We start from the raw sequence: 26,761 nt of genomic DNA, 5'->3' as shown, positions 1-26,761 counted from the left end.
GTTGTTCCGTGGGCGAAAAACTAAAATCACTGCTGGCGGGTCTGCCGGTAGAAAAAATGAAAAAGGGCTGGCTACCTGTAGCGGGTGCGCTGGCTGCCACGGCGATCATTGTCGCCTTGCTTTGGCAGAACAATAGCCATTACACCATGCTGTTCGGTGCTCAACAGAACATACCGGTAGCACAGGTGGTAGAAGTGTTGGGCGGGGAGCAGATTCCCTATCGTGTGGAGCCGCAGAGCGGCAGTCTGATGGTGCGTGAAAGCGATCTGCCGAAGGCCCGCATGGCGCTGGCAGCTAAGGGGATTCGTGCTCAATCACCTGCGGGTTACGAGCTGATGGATAAAGAAGAGGCGCTGGGCATCAGCCAGTTTCTTCAGAACGTCCGTTTTAAACGCAGCCTGGAGGGTGAACTGGCCCAGAGCATTATGGCGCTGAATGCGGTGGAATTTGCCCGCGTACATTTGGGGATCAGTGAAACCAGCTCTTTCGTACTCAGTAATAAACCGGACAGCAGCGCCTCAGTGGTGTTGCGGTTGCGCTACGGCCAGGAGCTGGCTGACGAACAGGTGTCTGCCATCGTTCATCTGGTTGCCGGCAGTATGCCGGGGTTGAAACCACAGCAGGTGCGGGTAGTTGACCAGAACGGCACTCTGCTCTCCTCCGATCAATATGATCTGAGTCGCCGCCAGGGCGGTAAAGCCGGCAGCGAAGCCATTCAGCGCATGCGCCAGGATACCGAGCGCAGCCTGGCCAATGTACTGATGCCGGTTATCGGCAGTGAAAACTTCCGCGTCAGCGTCGTGCCGCAGCTTAACTTCAGCCAGATCGAGGAGACTCAGGAGCGCTTTATTGGTCAGCCGCGTCCGGCCAGTGAAAGCATGACCCAGGAAAATACCACCGAGCTGCTGGCCATTGGTATTCCAGGTTCACTGAGCAACCGCCCGGTCAATCCGCCTGCAAGTAAAGAAGAGGATGAGAGCGCCAAACCGCAGGCTACGCGTAACCAGGCACAGCGTAAATTCCATTATGACCGCGACGTCCGCCATATCCGTCATCCAGGCTTCCAGCTGGAGAAAATGTCTGTCGCCGTGGTGCTGAATCAGAACTCCCCTGTCGTGAAAGCGTGGACGGCAAAGCAGCGGGAGCAGGTTGAAGTGATGCTGGTGCAGGCGGCAGGAATAGATGCCGAACGTGGTGACATATTAACCATGACCATGCTCAGTTTCAGTGAAGTTGAGCCGCATGTTGAGCCGGATGTTCCATGGTGGGAGCGGCAGACAGTGATTGACTGGAGCAAACGCGGTGGTATCGCACTGCTGGTTACGGTGATTACGTTATTCGGGCTGCTACCGATGCTGCGCCGCATTGGTCGCCGTACGGAAAAGCCCGCAACGGCAAAGATGCAGGCATCGGTACCGGCGCCGAGCGGCAGCGATGAGGATGGCGAATCCGACGGTCAGGCAACTTCTCTGCCTGTCGGGTCGTTCCAGGGGGAGGAAAACCTGCCTCCGTCCAGCTCAGGTCTGGAAACCAAGATCGCCTTCCTACAAACCCTGGCCCAGAGCGAGACCGATCGCGTGGCTGAAGTGATTAAACAGTGGATTAGCAGCAATGAGCGAAGCAGCAGCAGAAAATAAAAGCAGTAAAGGCGGCCCTCCAGCGCAGCCACCGCGTCTGGAACAGGCGGCCATTGTATTACTGAGCATTGGCGAAGAGGCTGCGGCCACGGTAATGCGTAAGTTCTCTCGTGAGGAGGTGCTGCGGCTGAGTGAAACCATGGCGCGTCTGCACGGGATAAAACTGTCGCAGGCACGGGAGGCGATGAACAATTTTTTCCAGGACTATCGCGAGCAGAGCGGCATCAACGGTGCTTCGCGGAGCTATCTGCGCAACATCCTGGAGCGGGCGCTCGGCGGCGAAATCGCCCGCAGCGTTATTAATGGCATCTACGGTGACGAGATCCGCTATCGCATGGCGCGCCTGCAATGGGTTGATACCCCGCAGCTGGCCGCCCTGATCGACCAGGAGCATTTACAGTTGCAGGCGGTGTTTCTCGCCTTCCTGCCGCCAGATGTGGCTGCCACGGTGCTGACCCATCTTGATGAGACGCGACAGGATGAAATTCTCTACCGCATTGCCAGGCTGGATGACGTCAACCGCGACGTGGTGGATGAGCTGGATCGGCTGATCGAACGTGGCGTGGCGGTTCTGTCCGAACACGGCTCCAAAGTCCAGGGTATCAAACAGGCGGCTAACATCGTTAACCGTATTCCGGGCAGTCAGCAAACATTGCTGGAGCAGCTGCACGCCCGTGACGAAAATGTGGTGGATGAGCTGAAAACCGAAATGTACGAGTTCTACATTCTCAGCCGCCAGAACGAAGCCACGATGCAGCGCCTGCTGGAGGAGATCCCGATGGAGCAGTGGGCAATTGCCCTGAAGGGAACCGAAGCGGTGTTGAGCCAGACGATTTACGCCGTGATGCCTAAACGTCAGGTACAGCTGCTGCAAAGTACCATCTCGCGATTGGGATCGCTGCCGGTCAGCCGCGTAGAGCAGGTGCGCAAAGATATCATGGTGCGTGTACGGGAACTGGCGGAAGAGGGCGAGATCCAGGTACAGCTGTTCAGTGAACAGACCATGGAGTAAATGAATGAGTGAGAAAAAACAGAATTCAGATAGCAACCGCCTGCGTCGTCACCAGTTTCCTCCGCTGCGTAAGCAGTGGACGCCGGGAATGAGTCAGGGTGGATCTCATGATACGGGGGAATATCAGCAGCAGCTGATGAGTGGTTTTCAGCAGGGCGTGAGCGACGGTTTCGAACAGGGAATAACCCAGGGTAAAGATCAGGGCTATCAGGATGGCCTTGCCCGGGGCATCGAAGAGGGCATGCGTCAGGGGCGTGAAGATGGCAAGCGCATTGCCCATACCGAATTTATGCTGGCAGCGAAGCCGCTGGAAAACCTGGTCACCAGCATGCAGCAGGCGCTCGATGAGCACGAACAGAGCCGCCGCAGTGAACTGTTACAGCTGGTGGAAAAGGTCACTCGTCAGGTGATCCGCTGTGAGCTGGCGCTCCAGCCCGGCCAGCTACTGGCGCTGGTGGAAGAGGCGCTGGGAACCCTGCCGGAACCCCCCAAACGGCTGCGCGTACTGCTGAATCCGGAAGAGTTTGCCCGGATTAGCGAAGCAGAACCTGAAAAAGTTCGAGAGTGGGGGCTGGCGGCCGACCCGGATATGGCGGCGGGCGAGTGCCGGATTATTACCGAATCAGCGGAAATGGATGTCGGCTGTGCGCATCGACTTGAGCAGTGTATGGACGTGCTCTCGCAGAGTCTGTCGCAGCCGCAGGATGAGTCAGATGAGCCATGATAAAACCCACAGCTTTTGATAAGGCTTTAAAATCTATAGAAAATATAAGCCTTGCCCGGGTTGCAGGCAGGTTGGTGCGGGCTAACGGCCTGCTGCTGGAGTCGCTGGGCTGTCAGCTGGTGATAGGACAACGCTGCCAGATTGAGGGCAGCGGTGGTGAGCTGATTGACGCGCAGGCCGTCGGTTTTGATCGCGATATCACTTATCTGATGCCGTTCAAACAGCCACAGGGGCTGATGGCGGGGGCACGGGTCTTTCCGGCAGAGAAAAACAGCGAAATGTTGATAGGCGACGGCTGGCTTGGTCGGGTGATCAACGGCGTTGGTGAGCCGATTGACGGGCGCGGCAAGCTGGAAGGCGACACGGTGCTGCAACAGCAGCTGCCGCAGATCCATCCGCTGACCCGTAAGGCCGTTGATAGTCCGCTGGACGTCGGTGTTAAGACGATCAACGGCCTGCTGACGATCGGCAAAGGACAGCGTGTTGGTCTGATGGCGGGATCCGGCGTTGGGAAAAGTGTGCTGCTGGGGATGATCACCCGCAGCACCAGCGCCGATGTGGTGGTGGTCGGTCTGATTGGCGAGCGCGGTCGTGAAGTTAAAGAGTTTATTGAAAACTCGTTACAGGCGGCAGGAATGGCGAAATCCGTCGTCGTCGCGGCCCCGGCCGATGAATCACCGCTGATGCGCATCAAAGCAACAGAGCTCTGCCATGCGATTGCCAGCTACTACCGCGATCGCGGCAAAGACGTACTGCTGCTGGTGGATTCCCTGACACGCTATGCCATGGCCCAGCGTGAAATCGCGCTCTCTCTGGGTGAACCCCCGGCAACCAAAGGCTATCCCCCGTCGGCGTTTGGCATTATCCCCACGCTGGTGGAAACAGCGGGAAACGCGCAGGGAGAAGGAACCATGACCGCCATCTATACCGTGCTGGCTGAGGGGGACGATCAGCAGGATCCGATCGTTGACTGTGCCAGAGCGGTGCTGGACGGGCATATCGTCCTGTCGCGCCATCTGGCGGAGTCCGGCCACTATCCGGCAATCGATATCGGCCAGAGTATCAGTCGCTGTATGAGCCAGGTGACGGACAAATCTCACCAGCAGGCGGCGCGCGGGCTGAAACAGATGTACGCCGACTATATGGCGATTAAACCGCTGCTGCCTCTTGGCGGCTATGTGGCTGGCGTGGATGCCGGAGCGGATCGGGCCGTGCGTCTGTTCCCGGCGGTAGAAAGTTTTTTACGTCAGCAGGTAGATGAGTGCTGCACCCTGGAAAGCTGCATCAGCGATCTTGCCACGCTGGCAAAAGCCTGATGCCGCAGAAAGAAATGGAGCGTAAGGATATTGCCCTATGAGCCACAGACCTGAAAGCCTTCGCGTACTCGAGACGCTGCATCAGATGCGTCAGCGTGCCGTGGAAGAGACCAGCGGCAAGCTTTCCCGGCAGAAACAGCTCTGTCAGCGCTATCACAACAATATTGAGGCGCTGAATGCGTTAAGTGACAGCAGCCGGGAGATAAGCGCCGGAGCTGCTCAGATGAATAACCAGGCGAATTTCAAAGCCAATATTCAGCGGGTTATCGACTGGCAAAAGCAGGAGCAGGCGCTGGCGGCGATCGAACAGGCGGCGATCCAGCGTGAGCTGGCAGAACAGGCCAGCCGTGAGATGACGATCAACGTGGTGATCAACCAGCAAAAAGCCCTGCTCAGAGAGGCGCTGGATCGCGCACAACAAAAAATAACCGATGCTCAGGCGATGCAGAGCTGGATGCGTAAACATCGTTCCGGCCGGATGGATTAATACAATGAAAAACAGATCGGCATTAGCTGAAAAGAGAGCCGTGGTGAAAAGTCAGTCATTACCTTTTGTCAGCGTGGTCACGCCAACGTGGAACCGCCGTACTTTTCTGCCCTATCTGCTCTATATGTTCCAGTACCAGGACTATCCTGCGGATCGCCGTGAACTGGTGATTCTGGATGACTCCGAGTGCAGCAATGCTGACCTTGTCGAGGGAATGAAAAAGTATGCTGCCTGCCCTGAGCTGATTCGCTACTACCATCTGCCGAAGCGGCTGGCCATTGGGGCGAAGCGCAATCAACTTAACGCGCTGGCGAAGGGGGAGTACATCATCTGTATGGATGATGATGACTACTATCCGGCCGATAAGATCAGCTACACCATTGCTGAAATGAAGCGCCACAAGGCGCGCTTTGCTGGCTGCGATAGCATCCCTATCTGGTACAGCCATATTGACCGTGTCTATCTGAGTAAGAATTTGGGGCCGCGTCATGCCCTGAATGGCACTTTTGCCTATCACCGCTCGCACCTTAAACGTCATCGCTACGACGATAGTGCAAAACTGGCGGAAGAGGGGCATTTTCTAAAAGATTTTACTACGCCGGTTCTGCAACTGGCGCCTGAGCGCAGCATCCTGTGTATTTCACATAACGCGAACACCTTTGATAAGGATTTCGTGATGGGCAGCAGCGAGCGCGATAACAGAGAACTGACAGACTATGTTACTGATGCACATCTGCAACGCTTTTATCAGCGGCTGCGGCAGGCACCGGTCAATACACAAATCGATTGGGCTTTTTTCGACCGGGTGATAGTTAACGCCTGCTCTGCGGATGAGGCGCTGCTGGCGGGGTATATCGACAATCTGCTGGCACAGGGTGTCCGGCCTGAACAGCTGGAAATTATCCCGTCGCAGCCAGATGAACCGCTGGCGTCCAGCCATTTACTGGCGCTGGAAAAAGCACGGGATGCGGGATGGCACAACTACCTGCTGCTCGACGACCGTACCCGTTTTGTACGGCAGGAAAAGACCGTAAAGAACCTTAACCAGCTGTTATCAGCCTGCCGTGCGCTGCAATGGGACGTGCTGTTGCTGGGCTGCGAGCTGGAAAAAGGGCAACAGCTGAAGACGTTACCCGCAGCGTTGCGCGCAACCCAGGCGAGCCGGCCGGTGGCCTATGCGGTACATCAGGATCGTTACGCTGACTTTATGGCCATGCTGAAAAGTACCCGGTTGCAGCAGCTGGCGGCACCAGACGATCTGCACTGCCAGCAAAACTTACAGTGGCAGGCGCTGTGCGAAGCGGGGCGCTGGTTTGCCCTTTATCCCAGTTATATCTACCAGGACAGCGATGAGGCGGGCCAGCCGCTGGCTCATCACTTCTTTAACAAACTGAGCACTCCACCAGATTAAGTCGAGTCTTCAATAAATTCAATACTAAACCCCGAAGTTACACGGGACTTATTACGTCATGGAGCGATTGTGAAGTCGATTGAAAGCTACACCCCTGAATTCGTTGTGCGCCTGCAACAGGATGTTGGAGAGTGCCACTGTCCTGGCTGCCAGCATCAGCCTTCACTGGTAACCCTCCGCTGGCAGGAGCAGATCCGCCAGAGTGCACTGCTGGAGTGCGATCGCGCGGCAGGTGAAATTTTGTGCCGCGAGGATGCATTTATGCTGCATGAGTCTCTGGCAGAACAGCCGGATGCCAGCCCCCTCGACCCCCGTGTAATGGCGATGAATCAGGCGGCGATTAACCTGGCGATAGCCAGCGATGCTCCGGCTGAACAGGTGCTCTACACGCTGGGCGTGCTGCTGAGTAAAAGTCGTGAGCAGAGCGAACCACAGCAAATTGAGACGCTCGGTGAAGAGCTGGCGGGGCTGTTACAGCAGGGGGCGATGGCACAGGCCTTTGAGCAGCTTCCGGTTATTGACACCTGGAAGCTGGAGGCGCTGCGCATGTTGAGCCGCTGTGAACTGGACGCCAGCCTCGATCCGCTAACCGGCATGACGCTGGTACTCAAACTTAACGAGATTAATGTACTTACCCCGCGCTACTTGCAGGACATGCTGCAAGAGCTGGAGCAGGATACCCGCCTGGCTGCATTTTTACAGTCGCATCACAGCGTGTTCCGTAACCTGATGCTGTATGAGTTTTATCATCATCTGTTCCCGGGTGAGGATGTGGCAGAGTGGGAGCAGCAGTATCACCATCTGTGCCAGCGCTATTTCAGTTTAAAAATGCTCTGTGCCCTCTTTATTCAGAGCGAACTGACGCTGGATAATGAAAATATCGCCGCGCTGTTTGCTGCCAGGCAACGCAATACCGCAATTGTTGTCAGTGATAACCCGCTGCTGACCGGCATCAGCCTGCTGAGATAAGTGCAAATGAAAACGGTCATTACTTTTGGCACCTTCGATATTTTTCATATCGGACATCTGAATATTCTGCGGCGTGCCAGTGAGATGGGTGACAGGCTGGTGGTGGGTATTTCATCCGATCGGCTTAATTTTAATAAAAAGCAGCGCCACCCGGTCTATCCGCAGCAGCAGCGGATGGCGATTGTCAGCCAGATAAAAGGCGTGGATGAGGTGTTTCTGGAAGAGTCACTGGAGAAGAAAGCGGAGTATATACGGCAGTTTTCCGCCAGCGTTCTGGTGATGGGTGATGACTGGGCCGGGCGTTTCGACCATCTGCAAACGCTGTGCAAGGTGTGCTACCTGCCACGTACGCCGTCGATCTCAACAACCTCAATTATTGAAGTCACCCGCAGCCAGATTATTTAGTAAAGAGCTGTTCCCGCAGGCTTTGCAGATAAAAATTCTTCGCCCCGTCCTGGGGCGTTTTCATCAGCTGTGTAATCGCTGTCGCTGCACGTAAACCCGCCTGACCATCCTGATAGCTATCACAATAGTGCTGTCGAAACGCGTCCAGTTCTGCCGGATCTGACGATTTTACGCTGCCACTCAGCAACATTTGCAGCTCCTCCAGCGTACTGGCAGTGTCAATATGCTGGCGTGCCGTCTGCTCTGCACTGCTGCTATCGCTATAGGTTTCCGTACCCTGAAGAATGTCTTTTAAACCCGGCCACTCCAGCAGCACCGTGCGTTTACCGGCGTGTATGGCATCGAAAATAAAACCGCTGTTATCGGTCAGCACCAGGTCGGCTGCTTCAAGCAGGGCAAAAGAAGAGAGGCTGTTAACAATATTTTTGCGGAAGTATTTTTCCATCGTTTGCAGCGAGGCAGCTTCAGACGATTTCAGCCGGGTGCCGTGATGCAGCCTGACCAGCAGCGTGCATGACTGCTGCAACGCGTTCAGCCGTTCTGCCCAGTATGGAATCGAACAGAGCTCGCCAAATGTCGGCGCATACAGCACCAGCGGTTTGGATTTATTGCGCATCAGCGCCCTGACCAGCTGCCGATCATATTGCCGGTTGTGCCAGTCATCGAAACGTGGATTACCGACGGTTAGCGCGCAGCCTGCAATATTTAATTTGTCCCGCGTATGGTTGCCATAGCAGAGAATCAGATCATAAAACGCATTCCACCAGGCATGGCCCCAGCGATCTTTCGCCAGACCATACATCGCCCGCACATGCTGACGGGCAGTACCGTTAAGCACCGGGGTGTAGTAAGGACTGACCATGGTTGCCAGCACGATTTTCTGGGAAAGTATTTTGGAAAGCAGCATCACCTCAAGGCCATCATGCTTCAGTGTCTTAATCAGCGCCGCCATTTCGCCTACAAACTCTGCCTCACAGAGGTCAGCAATCACCAGAGTACAGGGATGCCCCTGCTGCTGGAGAGCGACAATGATATTTTTATACACCTCATAATGAAAAGCAGTTTCCATATAGAAACCAATGGTGGTGCGGTAGGTCATCACGATTACTCTGGTTTAACGGTCATAAAGAAACGCCTGCGGATCCTGATGCAGCAGCTTGCCCAGCATCTCCTGCTGGCTGTTGAGCAGCTGACCGTTGCGTTGATTCAGCCGCTGGCAGAGATGCGCCTGCTGCTCAAGCTGGTTCCACCAGGCGGTGGCCCGCTGGCACAGGGCCGCAGGCAGACGAGAAAGTAGCGCGAGCAGCCCCTCTCCGTCAGGAGAGAGGGTAAAACCGTTAAGCGTCTCCGCCCGGCGGCGTGCGCTGGCTTGCAGCAGGGGGTAGAGCAACATCAGCTCGCCGCCGATTTCTGTTGTGCGCCCCGCGTGGCAGGCGAGCATGGCATCACGCTGCTGTTCCAGCAGCTGTGCCAGTCGCTCATAGTGCTGCGCATCCTGTTGCAGGTCGCGTAGCAGAGCCTTGACGCGCTCGGTCGGGCTACTCATCGACGGAAATAGTCCATCATCGAACGCGAGAGTGACTGAGGATCAAGATCCAGCTCGCCCTGGCTGATGGCGGTTTTCAGCTCGGCAATTCGCTGATTGTCGACATCGGGCATCTCACGCAGCGTCTGCTGGGCCTGGCTGATTGGGCCTGCCGCTGCTGAAGCTGCAACAGTAGCGGTTTTCATACTCTCTGCGGCAGAGCTTTTTGGCGCACTCTGAAGTGGGCCGCCTGCTACTAAAGGATTAGAGGTAATTTTCATCGCGGATTCACCACCTGAATTCTGTATTAAACATCGTCTGCTTTCTTATAGCGACGCCGACAGGAAAAACTTAAATCAGGAGCAAAAAAGTTACCTCTGAAAAGCGGAACTGCCATTTGTAGCGTATCGCCCCGCAGGACGGAACAGGTTACTGCCCGGCTGCCAGCTGCATATGTACCAGACCCTGGCCCTCGACAACGGCGCTGACAGTTCGCTCGCTGGTGAGATTTTTGACTTTGATAATGTCGCCTTTGCGCCCTTTTTTCATCGCAACACCAATCATTCTGGCCTGTACACCATCCTGCATTGCCAGCATCACCACCTGCTGTCCCCGCTCTACCATCAAAGGCTGATCCAGCATTGAAGGGGAGATTGGCTGCATATCGCGAATACGTTTTTTCACCGTCAGGCCGATGGCATCGTCAGGATTAACGATAATCCCATCGCGCAGTCCGGTAATATTTTTCTTTTTTATCGTCACATCGCTGGCAGCCAGCAATTTACCGCGCGCCAGCGTACTCCTCGCCACCAGAATCGGCAGATAGATATCGGGTTTTACCGTTACGTTGACTTCCCACCCTTCGGCACCTTCACAGCGAATATCGTAACGTAACCGTGACAAATCGGGGCGATTGCTCACCGGCATTGCCACTGTTAGCGGACGGGCGCAGCGGGTAAAACGGCTGGCTTCGGTGGGAATAAAGACGTTGATTTTGCTGTGGTAGCCTTCCCATTTTTTCAACATTGCTGTGCGTTTGATATCTGCTGCGGCGCTGGCAACTGCCTGCTGATAGATCTGCTTACGGGCCGTTTTTGCCTCAGGCGCAGCGGCGGAAACAAACGCCAGACCCCAGAGAGCCAGCAAGAGGAAGCGTGACTTCCTGTTAGCGATGGGATTGCACATAAAAACCTCCTAAATCAATAATTTGAAAAACTGGCATGGATATTGCTTCATGCGTGTAAATCATTGCTCAACGGAGGTTTAACGTGGGAATAAGTTTTGACAGGTCTCTGGGCGTTCATGCTGCCGCACTACAGCTTCGACTTTCCCGAGCTGAACTGTTGTCGGCAAACCTGGCGAATGTCGATACTCCTAACTTTCAGGCTAAAGATATTGATTTTGCCTCTGAGATGCAACGTTATCAGGATAAAAGTTCGTCAGGTGGGGCTATGTCGGTGAAATATCGCGTGCCATATCAGCCTTCTGCCGATGGCAATACCGTTGCACTTGATGTGGAGCAAGCCGAATTCGCCAAAAACCAGATGGATTACCAAACCAGTCTGCACTTTTTGAATTCGAAACTTATGGGCCTTAAGCAGGCCATTGAAGGGAAATAAGCATGTCATTTAACGACATTTATCGCGTTTCCGGGTCGGCGATGACGGCGCAAACGGTGCGTCTGAACACCATCGCCAGCAACCTGGCGAACGCGGGATCACCGGCTGAGAGCGCAGAAGCGACCTATAAAGCGCGTCGTCCGGTTTTTGCGGCGATATATCAGCCCAGCTCCCTGATGGGTAACGCTGCGATCGCCGGGGCACGCGTACAGGTGCTGGACGTGGTTGAAACCGGAACGGCGATTCGGCGCTATGAACCGCGTCATCCTCTGGCAGATGCACAGGGGCAGGTGTTCTACCCGGATATCAATACGGTACAGGAGATGGCTGACATGATGTCGGCATCACGTAACTTTGAAACCAACGTTGAGGTATTAAACAGCGTAAAAAGCATGCAACAAAGCCTGCTGAGGCTGGGAGAAGCCTGATGAGCGTTAGCAACGTAGAGAGGAATTATCAGAGCGACGATTTAAACGTATCGCGTCCACCGGCTGCGAACGGTGACGACCTGAACAATATGTTTATGAAGCTGCTGGTGGCGCAGATCCAGAACCAGGATCCGCTGAATCCTACCGATGGAACGGAATATGTCGGCCAGCTGGCGCAGATGACCCAGGTGCAGTCAATGCAGGATATGACGGGAATGATGCAGAACGCTGCCACGCTGGTGGACAACATGCAGGTTCTGGCCGTCGGTAACCTGGTTGGACAACAGGTGATGGTGCGCGCTAACAGTATCGAGCTTGATGGTCAGCCAATCGCAGGACGTCTGACCCTTGAGCATCCGTCCGGGAATGTCACCGTGCATATCAAAGATGCCGCTGGCAAGGAAACCACCCTTGAGCTGGGCAGGCAGCAACAGGGCCTGGTGGACTTTACTCTCGATCCTCAGGCGCTGGGGCTACAGAAAGGAAAATATACCCTGTCAGTGGTCACCGAAGAGGGTGAAAACAACGTACCGATTGAAATTGCCGGCACTGTAAATAGCGTACGTATAGGGAAGGATGGCTCACCGCTGCTCACTCTCCCTGGACTGGGCGAAATACCGTTCTTCAACATCAGCCAGTTTGGCGGCCAATTCAACAAGGCATAAAAATAAGGATTTACAGTTATGAGTTTTGACATTGCAACCACCGGGTTGAACGCCATTACTAAGCAGATGAATGCGATCAGTAATAACATCGCCAACAGCGGAACCACCGGTTATAAATCTATGCGTGCTGAATTTTCTGCAATGTACGCCACTCATGCAACGCCGCTGGGCGTGAGCGTCAGTAACACGTCGCAGAGCACCTCGATCAGCGGCAGCATTGCCAGCACCGGCCGTAATCTTGACCTGGCGATCAACGGCAATGGTTTCTTTGTAGTACGCGATAGCGGCGGCACCACCAGCTACACCCGCGCTGGTTACTTTGGCACGGACAACGACGGCTACCTGGTCAACAACCTGGGCGGAAAGTTACAGGGCTATCCAATCAGTGATCGGGGGATCTTACAGAACGGAACCGTTAGCGATCTGCAAATCAACACGGGTGGTCTGCCAGCAAAAAGCTCCTCAACCCTTGATTTTGTTGCCAATCTGGATGCGCGTACTGAAAAACCTCCAAAGGCTGAATTCGATCCGGAAGATCTCGATACCTACAACAATAGCTACACCACGCAGCTGTATGACTCGCTGGGCCGCCAGCACACCCTGACGCAGTATTTTGTTAAAACTGATGAGAGCAAATGGGAAGTTCACTACATCGTGGACGGCGATAAAGATAACGCTACCTCCTCTGCGCTGGAGTTTAATACGCATGGCCTGCTGGTCAAACCTACCGAGCCGGTCAAGATCGCGGCCTCCACGCCCGCGCCTGCCGCCGACAAGCTGGCGATCGAGCTGGATTACAGCGGCACCAGTCAGTATGCCTCTGATTTCTCAGTGACCAAGAACAAAACCGACGGCTATACCTCCGGTGAAAAAACGGGTCAGCAAATTGATGATGACGGCATGGTTTATGCCACTTTCAGTAACGGCCAGCGTCTGTTACAGGGGCAGTTGATACTGGCTAACTTTGTCAACCTGGACGGTTTAGAGGCCACAGATGGCACCAAATGGCTTGAGACTAACAGCTCCGGAGCACCGCTGATGGGGACGCCAAAAGCAGGTATGTACGGCACGATTTCCTCCGCTGCGCTGGAATCATCAAACGTTGATCTAACGGCAGAGCTGGTCGGGCTGATGTCAGCACAGCGTAACTATCAGGCCAACACCAAAGTCATCTCAACCAACGATCAGATGATGAACTCTCTGTTCCAGGCAATTTAACCATGGATCGCCTTATTTTTACTGCCGCAAGCGGTGCAGGCCGCAGCCTCAACCAGCAGCTGATCCACGCCAACAACCTGGCGAATGTCAACACCGAGGGCTTTCGCGCCGATCTGGAACAGGCAAAGACTCTGGCGGTGGAAGGCTATGGTTATAACAGCCGTTTTCAGGCTAACAGTGAGAATGCCGGTATTGATATGGCCAATGCCCCGCTGCGGGAAACCGGCCGCGATCTGGATGTAGGTATCAGAGGGGATGGACTGCTCGCCCTGGGCGAGGGAGGCGGTGAGGTTTACACCCGAAACGGTCATATCCAGATGGATGAGCTGGGGAACCTGACGGTCAACGGCAGGCCGCTGCTGGGTGAAGCCGGGCCGATCCAGCTGGCACCTTTTTCCGAGATCGCCATTGGAGATGACGGCACGATTACCGTGATCCCTGAAAACGGCGATCTGGAAGCGGCAATGGAAGTGGATCGCATCAAGCTGGTGGACATACCGGCTGACCGGCTGACGAAAAATGATGATGGTTTGCTGATCAGCAGCCGTGGAGTGGAGCCGCGCAGCGAAAACGTCCAGCTTGCCAATGAGTATCTGGAAACCAGCAACGTCTCGGCAATCAATGAAATGGTGGCAACCCTCTCGTTAAGCCGTCGGTTCGAAGCTCAAATAAAAATGATGAAGGCCGCAGAAGCCCTGGCGCAGGCGGGCAACCAACTGATCCGTGGCAGCTAACTGACAAAGGAACAACAACGATGAATCCCGCATTATGGATAAGTAAAACCGGGCTGGCGGCACAGGACGCCAAAATGGGCGCTATTTCCAACAACCTCGCTAACGTTAATACCACCGGATTTAAGCGCGACCGCGTGGTTTTTGAGGATCTGTTTTATCAAAGCGTACGTGCACCGGGAATGGCGCTGGATCAGAACAACAATACGCCAGGCGGCATTCAGTTTGGTAGCGGGGTAAAAATCCTCGGCACTGAAAAATCGTTCACCATGGGCTCCATTCAGGTGACCTCAAAAGAGCTGGATGTGGCGATTGCCGGACAGGGTTTTTTCCAGATCGAAACCGCGAGCGGTGATATTGCCTATTCGCGTGCCGGTAACCTGCGGATCAATGCCGACGGCGTATTGACCAACGCTCAGGGACTTCCGCTGATACCAGGAATTGAACTGCCGCAGGGCACTAAAAGCATCGGTATCGCTCGAGACGGCACGGTAACCGCGCAGGTAGGCGGGGAAACTGAACCTGCAGAGCTGGGGCAAATTACCCTGGTGAACTTTATCAACCCTGCAGGCCTGGAGGCGACGGGCGGCAACCTTTATCGCGAGACCACCGCCAGCGGTGAAGCGTTTGAGGGAGTGCCGGGCGAAGAAGCCTTTGGTGAGCTGAAGCAGGGAGCGCTCGAAGGCTCCAACGTGCAGGTGGTTGAAGAGATGGTGGATATGATCACCGTGCAGCGTGCCTATGAGATGAACGCGAAAATGGTCTCGGCCGCTGATGACATGCTGAAGTTCCTCAATCAGCAGCTGTAAATATGAATCGCCCGGAGCGGAAGGGGATCTTCCGCTCCGGGCGGCACAAAACAAGCCTGCGTTGACGGGGAAAAAATGAAAAAGTACCTTCTGCTGGTGGCAGCGTTGCTGCTGTTGAGCGGCTGCGAAAGCTCGCCTTACCTGATAAAGAAAGATGACGCCGAGTTTGCGCCGCCGTCAGATTTCAGCGCACCAGCTGCTGCGGTACGCGGCGGTGGGCTTTATCAAAATAGCTATAACTGGTCGCTGACTCAGGATCGTCGCGCCTATCGCGTTGGCGATATTTTGACGGTAATCCTGGATGAATCAACTCAGTCCAGCAAGCAGGCCAGAACCAACTTCGGTAAAAAGAACGACGTTGAACTTGGTATGCCTACTGTTGCAGGAAAAACCCTGGATAAGTTTAGTGGTTCGGTTTCCGGCAACCGTAATTTCAACGGCAATGCCACCTCGGCACAGCAAAATATGCTGCGCGGATCGATTACCGTCGCGGTGCACAAGGTGCTTTCCAACGGGGTATTAGTCGTACGTGGTGAAAAGTGGCTGACCCTTAATCAGGGGGACGAATATATGCGCGTCTCGGGTCTGGTGCGCTCAGATGATATTGCCCGCGATAACACCATCTCATCGCAGCGTATCGCCAATGCGCGCATCTCCTATGCCGGGCGCGGAGCGTTAAGCGATGCTAACTCCGCAGGATGGCTGACGCGTTTCTTTAACCATCCTCTCTTCCCGATCTAAGGCTTTTATTATGTTTCGTTACTTTATCTCGCTGCTGGCAGCGGGGATCATTATCAGCTCACTGCCGCTGCGGGCGCAGCCGCTCAGTCAGCTGGTGGATGTGCAGGGTATCCGTGGTAACCAGCTGGTAGGTTACAGCCTGGTGGTGGGCCTTGACGGCTCCGGTGACCGTAATCAGGTTAAATTCACCAATCAGTCAGTGACTAATATGCTGCGCCAGTTCGGTGTGCAGATGCCGGAAAAAATCGATCCAAAGGTGAAAAACGTCGCCGCTGTTGCATTAAGCGCCACGCTGCCGCCGATGTATGCGCGCGGACAGACGATTAACGTCACCGTATCGTCAATGGGCGATGCGAAAAGCCTGCGCGGCGGTACGCTGCTGCTGACGCAACTGCGCGGAGCCGATGGCGAGGTATACGCCCTGGCACAGGGAAACGTAGTGGTCGGCGGAATGACCGCCAGCGGCAACAGCGGATCCAGCGTAACCATCAACACCCCCACCGTGGGTATTGTGCCCAATGGAGCAACCGTTGAACGTGAAATCCCCAGTGATTTTATCGACAACAACGAGGTGTATCTCAACCTCAAACGACCGAGCTTTAAAACTGCCAACAATATCGCTAAAGCGTTAAATCAGCAGTTTGGCAGCGGTACTGCACTGGCGAAAAACGCCACCAATGTAGCGGTAAATGCACCAAAAGATCCTGGCGGAAGGGTGGCCTTTATGTCGATGCTGGAAGACGTACAGATCGACGCAGGTAAGCAGCCGCCACGCGTGGTCTTTAACGCACGCACCGGTACGGTCGTGATGGGTGAGGGAATTGTGGTACGCCCGGCGGCGGTTTCCCACGGCTCACTTATCGTCACCATCCGGGAGTCGCAAAACGTCAGCCAGCCAGGGCCATTCAGCGAGGGATCCACCGTGGCTACGCCAGAGAGTGATATCAGCGTCGATCGCGGCAAGGGGCAGATGGTGGTGGTTCCGGCAGGCACCAGCCTGCGCAGCATCGTCGACACCATTAACAGCCTGGGGGCTGCACCTGATGACACCATCGCTATTTTACAGGCGCTTCACGAAGCCGGCGCGCTGGATGCTGAACTGGTGGTGATCTGATGATTAAGTCTGTCAGTGCGCCACTGTCAGCCGGTGCCGCCGATTTTAGCGGACGGGTGCAGCCCAACAGCCTTGAAGAGGCGGCGGGACAGTTCGAAGCGATGTTTTTGCGGCAGATGCTGCAAGAAATGCGTAAAAGCGTGGATGCTCTTGCAGGAGATAATGGCCTGTTTAGCAGCCGTGAAGCACGAACGCTGCGCGATTTTTATGATGATGCACTGGCGAATGAGCTCGCCAGCCAGCGTACAACCGGTATTGCCGCTCTGCTGATCCAGCAGCTTTCCGATAACACCATGACGAGGTAACGATGAACTCTCTTTTTAACATTGGTTACAGCGGGATACGTGCAGCGCAAACGCAACTTAACGTGACTGCGCTCAACACCGCCAACCTCGCCACACCTGGCTACACACGCCAGCGCGTAGAACAGATAGCGACAGGCCCGGCAGGGCCGTTGAAATTTGACAGCGGCAGTGGCGTCGAGGTGACCCACATTCGCCGTATGGCCGATCAGTTTCTCACCGGGCAGCTATGGCGTGCTAACAGTGAGGGAAATTTTTATGCGACCACTCAAAACTACCTTGGTCAGCTGGAAACCATGATGGGTTCGGAAAGTACCGGTGTGAGCGAGGGGCTGGATAATCTGTTTGCCGCATTAAGCGGTGCAACAGAAAGGCCGGAAAGCCAGGCGATGCGCCAGAATGTGCTCTCCAGCGCGCAGATGCTGTCAACACGATTAAACCAGCTGCAATCGTTTATCAGTCAGCAGCACAACGACATCCGCAGCCAGCAGCAGAACAGCATCGGCAGCGTTAACGTACTGAGTAGCAGCCTTGCCGATTACAACAAGAAGATCGTCGAATCTGAGGCTCTCGGCGGTGATACCAGTATTTTACGCGATCAGCGTGATGAGCTGGTGAAACAGCTCAGTGGCTTTATGGATGTCCGTATCAATGAAACTACAGAAGGCAGCTACACGGTAACCCTGAAAAGCGGACAGCCATTAGTCAGCGGAAATACTGCCGGAAAGCTGATGATGGAAGAGAGCGGCAGCAGCATGACGCTTTCGTTCTCAAACAGCTCCTTCCCGGTGGAAATGGCCTGCGGCGGTGCGATAGGTGGCATGTATCACTATCAAACAGACACCCTTAACGGCATGGAAACAGGGCTTCAGGGAGTGGCGAAATCGCTGGCCGGGGCATTTAACGAACAGCAGGCGGCCGGTTTTGATCTCCATGGTCAGCCGGGTAAACCGCTGTTCGAATTCGATGCGGAAAACCCACATGCGGTACTAAAGGTGGCGGATATCAGCTGGGATGAGCTGGCATTTTCCGGCCTTAAAGATGCAAGTGGCAACAGTGACAATCTGAAAAAGCTGGTTGAAATTAGCAGCAAGAAAATGGACATCCCCGGGATGGGCACCACGACGCTATCGAATGCCAGCGCTACGCTGGTAGACACCGTGGCAATACACAGCCGCGATAATCAGGCGGCGCTGTCATCGGCTTCAACCTTGCTAAACCAGGCTGAAAACGATCGCAGTAATTACAGCAGCGTTTCGGAAGACGAAGAGGCAATGAATCTGATCGTTTATACCAAAGCCTATCAGTCAAATATGAAAGTTATCTCCACCGGCGATCGGCTGTTTAGCGACCTGCTGGCACTGTTCTGATTATTACGGGAGTGATTATGCGTATCAGTAACCAGAGTTTTAACAACAATACATTGCTTAATTTCAACCGCAATAACGCGCAGCTTTTTAACGTGCAGAATAAAATCAGCCAGCAAACGCGGTTGCTTAAACCATCTGACGATCCTATTGCCAGCGCACAGCTGACCCGGCTACGTCGGGAAAAGTCAGCTATCGATCAGTATCAGACCAATATACAGCGCCTTTCAGGCAACTTAGCCACGCAGGAAAACAGCATCAAAGGCTGTGAGCAGCAGCTGCTGGCGATAAAAGATAAGCTGTTAGAGGCGATGGGTGGAACGCTTTCTGCGGATGAAATCAGCGGTTATGGCAAACAGCTGGCATCAATGCTTGAAACCACTGTAACCCTGATTAACGCGCGCGATGAGGACGGGCGTTATCTCTTCTCAGGGACTAAAACGGATCAGCAACCGGTGGTATTTGACGCCGCAAGCCAGAGCTGGTCATATCAGGGAAACAGCGACACCGCCAGCGCGCTGGTTGCTGGCGGGACGGAGGTTCAGGTCACCACTGCGCTTATTCCGGCTTTTGGCGATGATCTGAAGATGCTGAGTCAGTTACAGGAGGTGGCGAATAAAATGCAGGACTCAGGTTTAGCCCCTGCGGATTATTATGCTGAGATACAGGCAGCGTTTAACAGCGTTGGAAGTGCGCATAACAGCGTCAGTACGCTCTATACCGAGCTGGGGGCGCGGCAGAACAGCCTGACGCTGTTAAAAGATATCCACGATGACAATAACGTGGTTAACGATACTGTCACCCGCAGCATTACGGCACTGGATATGGCGGAAGCGAGCATCGATTTAGCCAACTTCTATAATGCAGCGCTGGCTTCGCAGAAAAGCTTTACTAAAATTCAGCAGCTTTCGCTGTTTTCACTGATTTAAGATCATTACATGATACAGGTTAATCCTCATGCCGGGGCTGCTGCCCCGGCAACGGCCAGCATACTCGCCAGCAAAGCGCCGATTGCTCACCGTTCAGCGGGGGCGACGAATGCGGTTTTATCCAGCACCCAGGCGGCTCAGAAAGCAACCACCGCCTATCCTGATCGTCCGCTGATCTCCTCTGAGCCAATGCGCTATAACGTGCAGCTCAATCAGCAAATTACGGCGGTTCAGCAGGCGGATGGCTTCCTGCAAGAAACCGAAAAAAAGGTGCTACAGCTGAACCACCTGATTACCCGTCGTGCGGCGGGTAGTGAGGTTGCCAGGCAGGCGGAAAGCCTGCAAAAGCTGCTGACCAGGCGTGAACAGCTTTCCGCAGGAACCGTTGACCGCCAGTTGCAGCTGAGTTTACAGAGCAAGCCGACGGTTAACTTCAGCCTGCAAGATGGTACCGCGCTGCTGCTGAACGAGCAGCCGGAACTGCTGACATTTTCACTGGCCGGCCGTCAGCGAAGCATCAGCGCAGCAGAACTGGATGGCTCCTCGCCGCAGCAAAACCTGCTGCGCCTGAATCAGGCGCTGGGAAAGTGGGGAATACACGGGCAGATCAACGGCAGCCAGCTCAATTTCCAGGTCAGCGAACAGCAGTGGCCTGAAGTCAGCCAGCATCTCAGCGTTCAGGGTGGTGGCGAACGTTACCCTCAGGGGCAGTTTTATCCGCTGAAACCGCAGAGAGAAAGTGCGCTGGAAGAGACGTTACAACAGCTGGTGCAGTCACCGGCAAGCGCCGGTTCGCTGCTCGGCACTCTGGAACAATCGCTGGAGACAGTAACGCGTCAGCGGCGTAATTTGCAGGGAACCCGTACCCGGGTTCAGCAGCGAATTGACAGTATGGCCACCTTCAAAGATGGCCCTGCCACGGCGATACGTGCATCTGAGGATCTGTCGAACCTGCTGCGTAAAGGCGATTTTAGCACTGTGTCGCAGGCGCTGGCAGGTCAGGCTAATGTCCGGGGCGCGCGGGTACGTAACGTACTGGCAGGCAGTTAGCGTAGGGCACCCCGGGAGCTTAACGGAGAAAATTCCCGGGGGGTTTTCTTGAGTTATTGGGAAAATATCGCGTAGCTGTTTTCTTTTTTTGTTTTTTTTCTGTTTTATTTCCAAATCCATTTAATTTTCTCCCATTCCCTGTCGCTTATCTCTGGCATAGGAAATGGAATCGTGGTGATTCCTCAAGGAGAAACAAATCATGGCATTAACTCTGTTCACAAACTCAGCATCAATGAGCTCCAACAACGCGATGAACAAATCAATCGCGAGTATGACTACCGCGATGCAGCGTTTAGGTACCGGTAAGCGTATTAACAGCGCTGCTGATGATGCTGCTGGCCTGCAAATCGCTACACGTCTGCAAGCGCAAACCAATGGTATGGGTGTGGCTCATGATAACATCGAGAAAGCGACCTCAATGCTGCAAACCGCTGAAGGTGCTTTTGATGAAGTGAACAACATCCTGTATCGCATGAAGGATCTGGCAACGCAGGCTGCGGATGATACCAACAGCGCCGACGACCGCACAGCTATCAACCAGGAGTTTGGCGAACTGAACGCAGAGCTGGCAAACATCATGGGTAACACCTCGTACGGTACGGAAAAACTGCTGATCTCCCTCAGCGCCAGCGCCAGCGGCGGTGGTTCCACCGGAGCTTCGGGCAAAAGCGTCGGTAAGGCCGCCGGAGTTTCCGGCAAACTGGCCGGTAAATTGCAGTTCCAGATTGGTGCCAGCACCGATGAAACACTGAAAGTTGACTTTAGCGAAAACATGAAAGCAGTCGGCGAAAAACTGGGCAGCTTGCAGACTATAAAAATGGACTCAGCTGAGGCGGGTAACGCTGCGATTGACACCCTGAATGGCGCGATTAAAGAAGTAGGTTCTATGCGTTCATCCCTGGGTGCCAACATTAACCGTCTGGGCCACACCAAGGCTAACCTGGCAAACATGAAAGATAACACCAACGTCAGCCTGGGTATTATCCGCGATGCTAACTACGCGACCGAAGCGACCAGCATGATGCGTCAGCAGATGCTGTCGCAGTCAAGCCAGTCCATGCTGAAGCAGGCTAACGGCATGAGTCAGATGGTTCTGGGTATGCTGGGCTAACTCCCTCACCTGGAATAAAAAACACCGCTCCTGTAGCGGTGTTTTTGTTTCCGCATACGGGTAAGACATTTCCGCATCAGGCGGAAGTGTATATTCCGTTCTCATTCTAACGTAATGAAAAGTAATAAATTTAAAAGTTGGCATGAAGTTTGCTAATAAGACCGTAAGTATTCCACTGCCGCCATGCCGCGCAGTCGTGAACAGGAGACAATCATGAGTTGGTTAGACAGTTTCGATCCGCAAACCATGTCCCAGCAGATGGCAACCGCCAGTATTGAAACCCAGCAGATTCAGCTGAGAAGCCAAAAGAACCGGATTTCAGGCCAGCAGAAAGCGCTGACCACGCTGAAAAACGCGCTAACGGAATTCAGAACTTCGGTCAGAAAACTGAGCGTGAGCGGCACCAACGGCGGTATCGTAAAAAACAGTGCAACCGCCAGCTCGGAAGGGCACGTCACGTTAAAAGCCAGCAGCAGCGCAAAAAAAGGCCTGTACAACATCAACGTAAAAGAGACGGCCAGCGCCGATCAGCTGGCGTTTCAAAAGTTGGGCGATGCGGATATTGCCGCTGCCAGCGGCAATATGAAAATCAGCATCGGCGATAAAGCGGTAGATATTGATATGTCCGCCGTCAGCAATCTGGCGGAACTGCGCGACAAAATCAACGCTGAGAGCGGCAATTCTGGTGCCACCGCCTCCCTGGTGAAGCAAAACGGCCAGAATATTCTGATGCTTAGTAGCGATAAAACCGGCGCGGCGAACGCGATCGCCCTCTCCGCTGACGATGCCGCGTTGAACAGTCAGTTGACGACCCAGGCCACTCAAATTTCAACAGCGAAAGATGCAGTGATCACCATGGGTGACAATGATGCCATGACTTTTACCAACAGCAGCAACACCTTTAAGGACACCATCCCCGGCGTGGAATTAACGGTAATTCGTAAAACTGCCGATGATGAACCGCTGGTTATCAACGTTGAAAACGACTCAACGGCCACGCGCGAACAGGCGGATAACTTTGTGTCTTCCTATAACCAGCTGCGTCAGAAGCTCGACGAACTGACGAAAAGTGGCAGCGGCGACGGTTCGGTAGCGCGCGGTGCATTGGCGGGTGACTCCGGAATTAATACGCTGGAAAGCAAGCTTAACAGTCTGCTGCGCAGTGAGTTTAACGGTGTGAAACTTTCCAGATTCGGTATCGGCGCTGAAAAAGATGGCCAGCTGAAACTTGACGGGAAAATCTTTGATGAAGCAGTGAAGGAAAAATCTGATGCGCTTAACTCATTATTTGACGGTGCCGAAGGTTTGCTTAAGCGTGTAGAAAAAGAGGGGCTGGATATTTTCCTCAGCGGGACAAAAGGAACGCTGAAACAGCGTCAGGAGAGCCTGGATCAGAAGAGCCAGCAGCTGGTTCGCAAAGAGAAAATGATTCAGACGCGTTATGAAACGAACTTCAATCGTTATGTGAAAGAGTTCAGCAATATGCAGGGCATTCTCTCGCAGATGAACCAAACGATGGGGCAGTTCTGGTAGGGAATTAACAGACCATTATGTACGGAAACTCTAACAATTTTAAGCAATACCAGGATGCCGATCTGGCGATCCGCACGGCTGCTGCCACACCGCACCAGCTGGTGATCATGTTATTAAACGGCCTGCTGGATGAGCTTATTCGTGCCAAAGGCCATATTCAGGCACGACGTTTTGAACGCAAAACAGAGAGCATCACCAAGTGCATTGATATTCTCAATGCCCTGACCAGCGCCCTGGATTATGAGCGCGGAGGTGAACTGGCGCTGCGGCTAGCCGGGCTTTATGACTACTGCGTGTATCGCCTGTATGACGCCAGCCATCAGCTCTCCGTAGAGCAGATCGGTGAAGTGGAAGAAATCCTGCGCAATATTCAGGAAGGCTGGGAAGGGATGGGTGCGTGACAAGTAAACGCATTCTCCAACTGAACCAGGCTCTGGAACAGGCAGCATTCGATGAAAACTGGAATGAGATCCGCCGCGTTGATGCACAGATAAGCGACCTGCTGCGGGCGATCCGTGAGCAGGGATTGTATGAAAATTTGCATCACGAGCTGGATCAGCTGCGCCGCAGCCACGCACGGGTAGCAAAAATGTGTCGCGAACAACATGACTTACTGCGCATAAAGCTTCAGCAGTACCAGCAAAATCGCGAGGGGCTGCAAGCCTATGAAATGTTTTCAGCGAGTGATGAGGAGAATGAATAATGCCGACGATGTTATCAGGGACGGGTGCACCAGGGATGGCTGCAACCCTGTTACCTGGCCTCAGGCCGCCTGCTGCCGCATCGTCTTTGCCGGGTGATACGCTGGAAGAGAGCCGTTTAGCGATGGTCATCGGCATGTCGTCTCAGCCTGAGCGGGAGAGTACTGATCTTCCCGCTCACCGCGACATTGAGCAGCAAGCGGACGAAAGTGACCCGGAGCAGCTGCTCGAACTGCTGTTGGCTGCGCCGATCGCTACCCTGCCAGAAGCCATGGGTACGCTGCATACTCCTGCGGTGATTCTGCCTGAGGCTCAAACTCAGTATTTGCTGATGGATCAGGGGGCGGTTCCCTCTGAGGCTCCGTTGCAAACTCAGCGGCAGGCTCTGGTTGATACTCAGCCAGCGGCTGCGGTACAAACCGTAGATGCGCCACGGGTTCAGGCTCAGATTCAGCCAGCGGCTGCGGTACAAACCGAAGATGCGCCACGGGTTCAGGCTCAGATTCAGCCAGCGGCTGCGGTACAAACCGAAGATGCGCCACGGATTCAGGCTCAGATTCAGCCAGCGGCTGCGGTACAAACCGGGGATGCGGCGCAGATTCAGGCTCAGGTTCAGCCAGCGGCTGCGGTACAAACCGGGGATGCGGCGCAGATTCAGGCTCAGGTTCAGCCAGCGGCTGCGGTACAAACCGGGGAGCTGGCGCGGGTTCAGGCTCAGGTTCAGCCAGCGGCTGCGGTACAAACCGGGGATGCGGCGCAGATTCAGGCTCAGGTTCAGCCAGCGGCTGCGGTACAAACCGGGGATGCGGTGCGGGTTCAGGCTCAGATTCAGCCAGCGGCTGCGGTGCAAACCGGGGATGCGGCGCAGATTCAGGCTCAGGTTCAGCCAGCGGCTGCGGTACAAACCGAAGATCCGGCGCGAGCTCAGGTTCAGCCCCAGGCACAGCCTCAGGTTGGTATCGTGGCTGACAACCTGATAAAGAGTGCAGCGCGTGATGAAGTGGCGACAGAAAACGCCAGCCTGCTGAGAAATAGCATACTGGCCACAGGTAGTTCTCCGGCAGCCCTGCGGCTACAGGAAACAGCGTCAGCAGGCGTGAAGACACCGGAACAGCTGCCAGCTGGTAAAGCGAATCAGCTATCCAACGAACCTGTACCGCTGCCTGCCATACTGCAAAATGCGCCGACAAAGCTGGCGACTCCGGCGGATGCGTTACTGGTCAGCCGGTCGGTACAGCAGGTACTGCGTGCCGATCGTGAAGCGATCGCTGCCGACAGCGTCCTGCAGCATCCGGCCCCGGCGCTGTTTAATGCCCTGTTGAGAGGAGAGGCGGCGGGCAAAACATTACCGGCGATTGTGCTTCCTGCCGCTCCTGAGCAGCAGGCCGAAGCGCTTCATAAAGCGCTGGCTGAACGGCTGGAAATGCAAATCGATCGAGGTGTGCAAAAGGCCACCATCCGACTCGACCCGCCCAATATGGGGAAAGTGGATATCTCAATTCATTTTGAGTCGGGCAAACTCCAGGTTCAGATTCAGGCCGCACAGCCGGAAGTCGCCCGTTTATTGCAGCAAATCAGCAATGAAATGCGTGCCAGCCTGAGTGAACAAAACAACGTTCAGGTGAACGTTCAGGTATCGACTCACAATGGCGATAGTCGGCAGCAGCAGCGACATCATAAACCACCTGAACTGGCTATCGCAGAGAATAACGAAGAGGTAACCACAGCACAGCGTGGCACCGACGGCACAATATTGACCATGGCTTAATGACATTTATGAAGACGATATTAATCAATTTTATTCTGGTTCTGGTAACGGCACTTGTAACTGCTGTGCTGGTCTTATTTGGTTCACAGCACCTGAATAAAAAAGACGATGAAGGTTCGTCCATTTCTCTTTTCTCATCATCGCCAGCGGAAAAAGAAGAGAAGAATTTACAGTTTGTTGAAATTAAAAACCTGATGATCACGCTGAAAAGCGACTCGGCAAAAGAGCGTTATCTGCTGCTCGATCTGGCACTGACTACCAATGATGAATCTCAGTCGGAACGCGCTGAAAGCCTGCTGCCTAAAATCAAGGGTATTGCTGTGGATATACTGACCTCAATGGAATACGGCGAAGTCCGCGGCATGTCAGCGACGGAGCTGCGCAGCATGATGATGGAACGCTATAAAAGCGCATTCAAAAGCATCGATGTCACCATTCCTTTTGAAGATGTGACCATTTCTAAAATGGTCTTCCAGTGATCTATTAGCATGAGTATCTTTACGGATATTACGGCGCTGTCACCCGTCGAAGAGAGCCGCTTTATGATGCAGTGGCTTCCCCTGGTGAAAAAAGTAGTTCGCCAGCTCTCTCCTCAGGCGAACGGCATGATGGACTGCGATGACATCGAACAGATAGCGCTGATGGGGCTGCTGGAATCGCTGCGCCGCTATGGCAAGCCCGATGAACAGTTTGCGGGCTATGCCATGCAGCGCGTGCGCGGTGCGGTGCTGGATCAGTTCCGGCTGCACGACTGGCGTCCACGTACGTTGCGGCAGAAAACGCACAAAATTAATGATGCCCTGCGTGAGATGGCGCGCAGCCTTGGCCGTGAGCCAACGGATGAAGAGGCCCGTCAGCAGCTGGGGTTAAGCAGTGAGGAGTGGCAGGAATATCTGCTGCTGGATTCAGCCGGAGCCATGGAGAGTCTGGACGAGATCCTCTCCGTTGAAGGGCGGGATCACCGCGGCGCTTTTGTCGGGCGCGAGCTGGAAGAGGAAGTCGATACTCAGCGTACGCTGGCGCTGGCGCTCAACAGCCTGAATGAACGAGAGCGTATTATTATTAATCTTTATTACCAGCAGGGAATCAGCCTGAAAGAGATCGCTTTAGTCCTGGATATAACTGAGGCTCGGGTATGTCAACTGAATAAAAAGATTAGCGAAAAAATTAAGGCCTTTTTTTAAACGGA

Annotated in this window: 31 protein-coding genes; 27 read left to right on the top strand and 4 right to left on the bottom strand. The window is 54.3% G+C overall.

Annotated elements, in window-relative coordinates:
- The first annotated feature begins 8 nt into the window (after nucleotides 1–8).
- The 8 genes from fliF to GN242_RS15450 all read left to right on the top strand — a co-directional run bounded on the left by fliF (nucleotide 9) and on the right by GN242_RS15450 (nucleotide 7,961).
- On the top strand, nucleotides 9–1,637 hold the full coding sequence (fliF, locus tag GN242_RS15485; protein ID WP_156287798.1) for a flagellar basal-body MS-ring/collar protein FliF: 1,629 nt from the start codon (nucleotides 9–11) through the stop codon (nucleotides 1,635–1,637).
- Nucleotides 1,612–2,649 carry a flagellar motor switch protein FliG gene (locus GN242_RS15480; RefSeq protein ID WP_154752254.1) on the top strand — a complete coding sequence of 346 codons (1,038 nt, stop codon included), beginning with the start codon at nucleotides 1,612–1,614 and terminating at the stop codon, nucleotides 2,647–2,649. The genes fliF and GN242_RS15480 overlap by 26 nt, the downstream gene beginning before the upstream one ends.
- Before the next feature lie 4 nt (nucleotides 2,650–2,653).
- Complete coding sequence (gene fliH, locus GN242_RS15475; RefSeq protein ID WP_156287797.1) at nucleotides 2,654–3,373, top strand: flagellar assembly protein FliH; 720 nt, start codon at nucleotides 2,654–2,656, stop codon at nucleotides 3,371–3,373.
- Nucleotides 3,370–4,689, top strand: coding sequence for a flagellar protein export ATPase FliI (fliI, locus tag GN242_RS15470; RefSeq protein WP_154752252.1), 1,320 nt, complete (start codon nucleotides 3,370–3,372; stop codon nucleotides 4,687–4,689). The genes fliH and fliI overlap by 4 nt, the downstream gene beginning before the upstream one ends.
- 37 nt (nucleotides 4,690–4,726) lie before the next feature.
- Entirely contained in the window at nucleotides 4,727–5,176 is a 450-nt protein-coding gene (locus GN242_RS15465; protein ID WP_156287796.1) for a flagellar FliJ family protein, read from the top strand.
- A gap of 4 nt (nucleotides 5,177–5,180) precedes the next feature.
- Entirely contained in the window at nucleotides 5,181–6,587 is a 1,407-nt protein-coding gene (locus GN242_RS15460; protein WP_156287795.1) for a glycosyltransferase family 2 protein, read from the top strand.
- 69 nt (nucleotides 6,588–6,656) lie between these two features.
- Entirely contained in the window at nucleotides 6,657–7,556 is a 900-nt protein-coding gene (locus GN242_RS15455; RefSeq protein ID WP_156287794.1) for a hypothetical protein, read from the top strand.
- Nucleotides 7,557–7,562: 6 nt separating this feature from the next.
- Nucleotides 7,563–7,961, top strand: a complete 399-nt coding sequence (locus tag GN242_RS15450; protein ID WP_154752248.1) for an FAD synthase family protein — start codon at nucleotides 7,563–7,565, stop codon at nucleotides 7,959–7,961.
- On the opposite strand, the gene GN242_RS15445 is transcribed toward GN242_RS15450, so the two are convergent.
- From GN242_RS15445 to flgA, 4 genes are all read right to left on the bottom strand, one after another.
- Nucleotides 7,954–9,060: a CDP-glycerol glycerophosphotransferase family protein gene (locus GN242_RS15445; RefSeq protein ID WP_231617167.1), complete on the bottom strand. Its 1,107-nt coding sequence runs from the start codon at nucleotides 9,058–9,060 to the stop codon at nucleotides 7,954–7,956. The genes GN242_RS15450 and GN242_RS15445 overlap by 8 nt on opposite strands.
- A 15-nt stretch (nucleotides 9,061–9,075) precedes the next feature.
- Nucleotides 9,076–9,507 carry a flagellar protein FlgN gene (locus tag GN242_RS15440; RefSeq protein WP_154752246.1) on the bottom strand — a complete coding sequence of 144 codons (432 nt, stop codon included), beginning with the start codon at nucleotides 9,505–9,507 and terminating at the stop codon, nucleotides 9,076–9,078.
- Nucleotides 9,504–9,767, bottom strand: a complete 264-nt coding sequence (gene flgM, locus GN242_RS15435; RefSeq protein WP_154752245.1) for a flagellar biosynthesis anti-sigma factor FlgM — start codon at nucleotides 9,765–9,767, stop codon at nucleotides 9,504–9,506. The genes GN242_RS15440 and flgM overlap by 4 nt, the downstream gene beginning before the upstream one ends.
- A gap of 148 nt (nucleotides 9,768–9,915) precedes the next feature.
- Nucleotides 9,916–10,671, bottom strand: a complete 756-nt coding sequence (flgA, locus tag GN242_RS15430; RefSeq protein WP_156287792.1) for a flagellar basal body P-ring formation chaperone FlgA — start codon at nucleotides 10,669–10,671, stop codon at nucleotides 9,916–9,918.
- A gap of 83 nt (nucleotides 10,672–10,754) precedes the next feature.
- Between flgA and GN242_RS15425 the strand changes: the two genes are divergently transcribed.
- From GN242_RS15425 to GN242_RS15335, 19 genes are all read left to right on the top strand, one after another.
- Nucleotides 10,755–11,105, top strand: coding sequence for a flagellar basal body protein (locus GN242_RS15425; protein ID WP_156287791.1), 351 nt, complete (start codon nucleotides 10,755–10,757; stop codon nucleotides 11,103–11,105).
- A gap of 2 nt (nucleotides 11,106–11,107) precedes the next feature.
- Entirely contained in the window at nucleotides 11,108–11,533 is a 426-nt protein-coding gene (gene flgC / locus GN242_RS15420; RefSeq protein ID WP_156287790.1) for a flagellar basal body rod protein FlgC, read from the top strand.
- On the top strand, nucleotides 11,533–12,198 hold the full coding sequence (gene flgD, locus GN242_RS15415; protein WP_154752242.1) for a flagellar hook assembly protein FlgD: 666 nt from the start codon (nucleotides 11,533–11,535) through the stop codon (nucleotides 12,196–12,198). Before flgC ends, flgD begins: the two co-directional genes overlap by 1 nt.
- Before the next feature lie 18 nt (nucleotides 12,199–12,216).
- Entirely contained in the window at nucleotides 12,217–13,416 is a 1,200-nt protein-coding gene (gene flgE, locus GN242_RS15410) for a flagellar hook protein FlgE (protein ID WP_154752241.1), read from the top strand.
- A 2-nt stretch (nucleotides 13,417–13,418) separates the two neighbouring features.
- On the top strand, nucleotides 13,419–14,150 hold the full coding sequence (locus tag GN242_RS15405) for a flagellar basal body rod protein FlgF (RefSeq protein WP_156287789.1): 732 nt from the start codon (nucleotides 13,419–13,421) through the stop codon (nucleotides 14,148–14,150).
- A gap of 20 nt (nucleotides 14,151–14,170) precedes the next feature.
- Complete coding sequence (gene flgG, locus GN242_RS15400) at nucleotides 14,171–14,956, top strand: flagellar basal-body rod protein FlgG (protein ID WP_154752239.1); 786 nt, start codon at nucleotides 14,171–14,173, stop codon at nucleotides 14,954–14,956.
- A gap of 75 nt (nucleotides 14,957–15,031) precedes the next feature.
- On the top strand, nucleotides 15,032–15,697 hold the full coding sequence (gene flgH, locus GN242_RS15395; protein WP_154752238.1) for a flagellar basal body L-ring protein FlgH: 666 nt from the start codon (nucleotides 15,032–15,034) through the stop codon (nucleotides 15,695–15,697).
- Between the two features lie 10 nt (nucleotides 15,698–15,707).
- Nucleotides 15,708–16,811, top strand: coding sequence for a flagellar basal body P-ring protein FlgI (locus GN242_RS15390; protein WP_156287788.1), 1,104 nt, complete (start codon nucleotides 15,708–15,710; stop codon nucleotides 16,809–16,811).
- Nucleotides 16,811–17,116 carry a rod-binding protein gene (locus GN242_RS15385; RefSeq protein WP_154752236.1) on the top strand — a complete coding sequence of 102 codons (306 nt, stop codon included), beginning with the start codon at nucleotides 16,811–16,813 and terminating at the stop codon, nucleotides 17,114–17,116. The genes GN242_RS15390 and GN242_RS15385 overlap by 1 nt, the downstream gene beginning before the upstream one ends.
- Before the next feature lie 2 nt (nucleotides 17,117–17,118).
- The gene (gene flgK, locus GN242_RS15380) at nucleotides 17,119–18,483 is read left to right on the top strand and encodes a flagellar hook-associated protein FlgK (protein WP_156287787.1); all 1,365 of its coding nucleotides are present in this window, start codon (nucleotides 17,119–17,121) and stop codon (nucleotides 18,481–18,483) included.
- Nucleotides 18,484–18,500: 17 nt separating this feature from the next.
- Nucleotides 18,501–19,409, top strand: coding sequence for a flagellar hook-associated protein FlgL (gene flgL, locus GN242_RS15375; RefSeq protein WP_154752234.1), 909 nt, complete (start codon nucleotides 18,501–18,503; stop codon nucleotides 19,407–19,409).
- A 9-nt stretch (nucleotides 19,410–19,418) separates the two neighbouring features.
- The gene (locus tag GN242_RS15370; protein ID WP_156287786.1) at nucleotides 19,419–20,459 is read left to right on the top strand and encodes a hypothetical protein; all 1,041 of its coding nucleotides are present in this window, start codon (nucleotides 19,419–19,421) and stop codon (nucleotides 20,457–20,459) included.
- 199 nt (nucleotides 20,460–20,658) lie between these two features.
- Nucleotides 20,659–21,570, top strand: coding sequence for a flagellin N-terminal helical domain-containing protein (locus GN242_RS15365; protein WP_154752232.1), 912 nt, complete (start codon nucleotides 20,659–20,661; stop codon nucleotides 21,568–21,570).
- A 213-nt stretch (nucleotides 21,571–21,783) separates the two neighbouring features.
- Nucleotides 21,784–23,103, top strand: coding sequence for a flagellar filament capping protein FliD (gene fliD / locus GN242_RS15360; protein WP_195918344.1), 1,320 nt, complete (start codon nucleotides 21,784–21,786; stop codon nucleotides 23,101–23,103).
- A 17-nt stretch (nucleotides 23,104–23,120) separates the two neighbouring features.
- On the top strand, nucleotides 23,121–23,504 hold the full coding sequence (gene fliS, locus GN242_RS15355) for a flagellar export chaperone FliS (protein WP_154752230.1): 384 nt from the start codon (nucleotides 23,121–23,123) through the stop codon (nucleotides 23,502–23,504).
- Entirely contained in the window at nucleotides 23,501–23,806 is a 306-nt protein-coding gene (locus GN242_RS15350; protein WP_156287785.1) for a hypothetical protein, read from the top strand. The genes fliS and GN242_RS15350 overlap by 4 nt, the downstream gene beginning before the upstream one ends.
- Nucleotides 23,806–25,572: a flagellar hook-length control protein FliK gene (locus GN242_RS21795; protein ID WP_231617106.1), complete on the top strand. Its 1,767-nt coding sequence runs from the start codon at nucleotides 23,806–23,808 to the stop codon at nucleotides 25,570–25,572. Before GN242_RS15350 ends, GN242_RS21795 begins: the two co-directional genes overlap by 1 nt.
- A gap of 8 nt (nucleotides 25,573–25,580) precedes the next feature.
- The gene (locus GN242_RS15340) at nucleotides 25,581–26,051 is read left to right on the top strand and encodes a flagellar basal body-associated FliL family protein (RefSeq protein ID WP_195918343.1); all 471 of its coding nucleotides are present in this window, start codon (nucleotides 25,581–25,583) and stop codon (nucleotides 26,049–26,051) included.
- A 9-nt stretch (nucleotides 26,052–26,060) separates the two neighbouring features.
- A complete protein-coding gene (locus tag GN242_RS15335) occupies nucleotides 26,061–26,756 on the top strand; it encodes a FliA/WhiG family RNA polymerase sigma factor (RefSeq protein ID WP_154752226.1) in 696 nt (231 codons plus the stop codon).
- The last annotated feature ends 5 nt before the right edge of the window (nucleotides 26,757–26,761 follow it).

It is taken from the genome of Erwinia sorbitola, from assembly GCF_009738185.1.
GTDB lineage: Bacteria > Pseudomonadota > Gammaproteobacteria > Enterobacterales > Enterobacteriaceae > Erwinia > Erwinia sorbitola.
The sequence above is the reverse complement of the archived record's forward strand: the minus strand, read 5'-3'. Positions and strand labels throughout refer to the sequence as shown.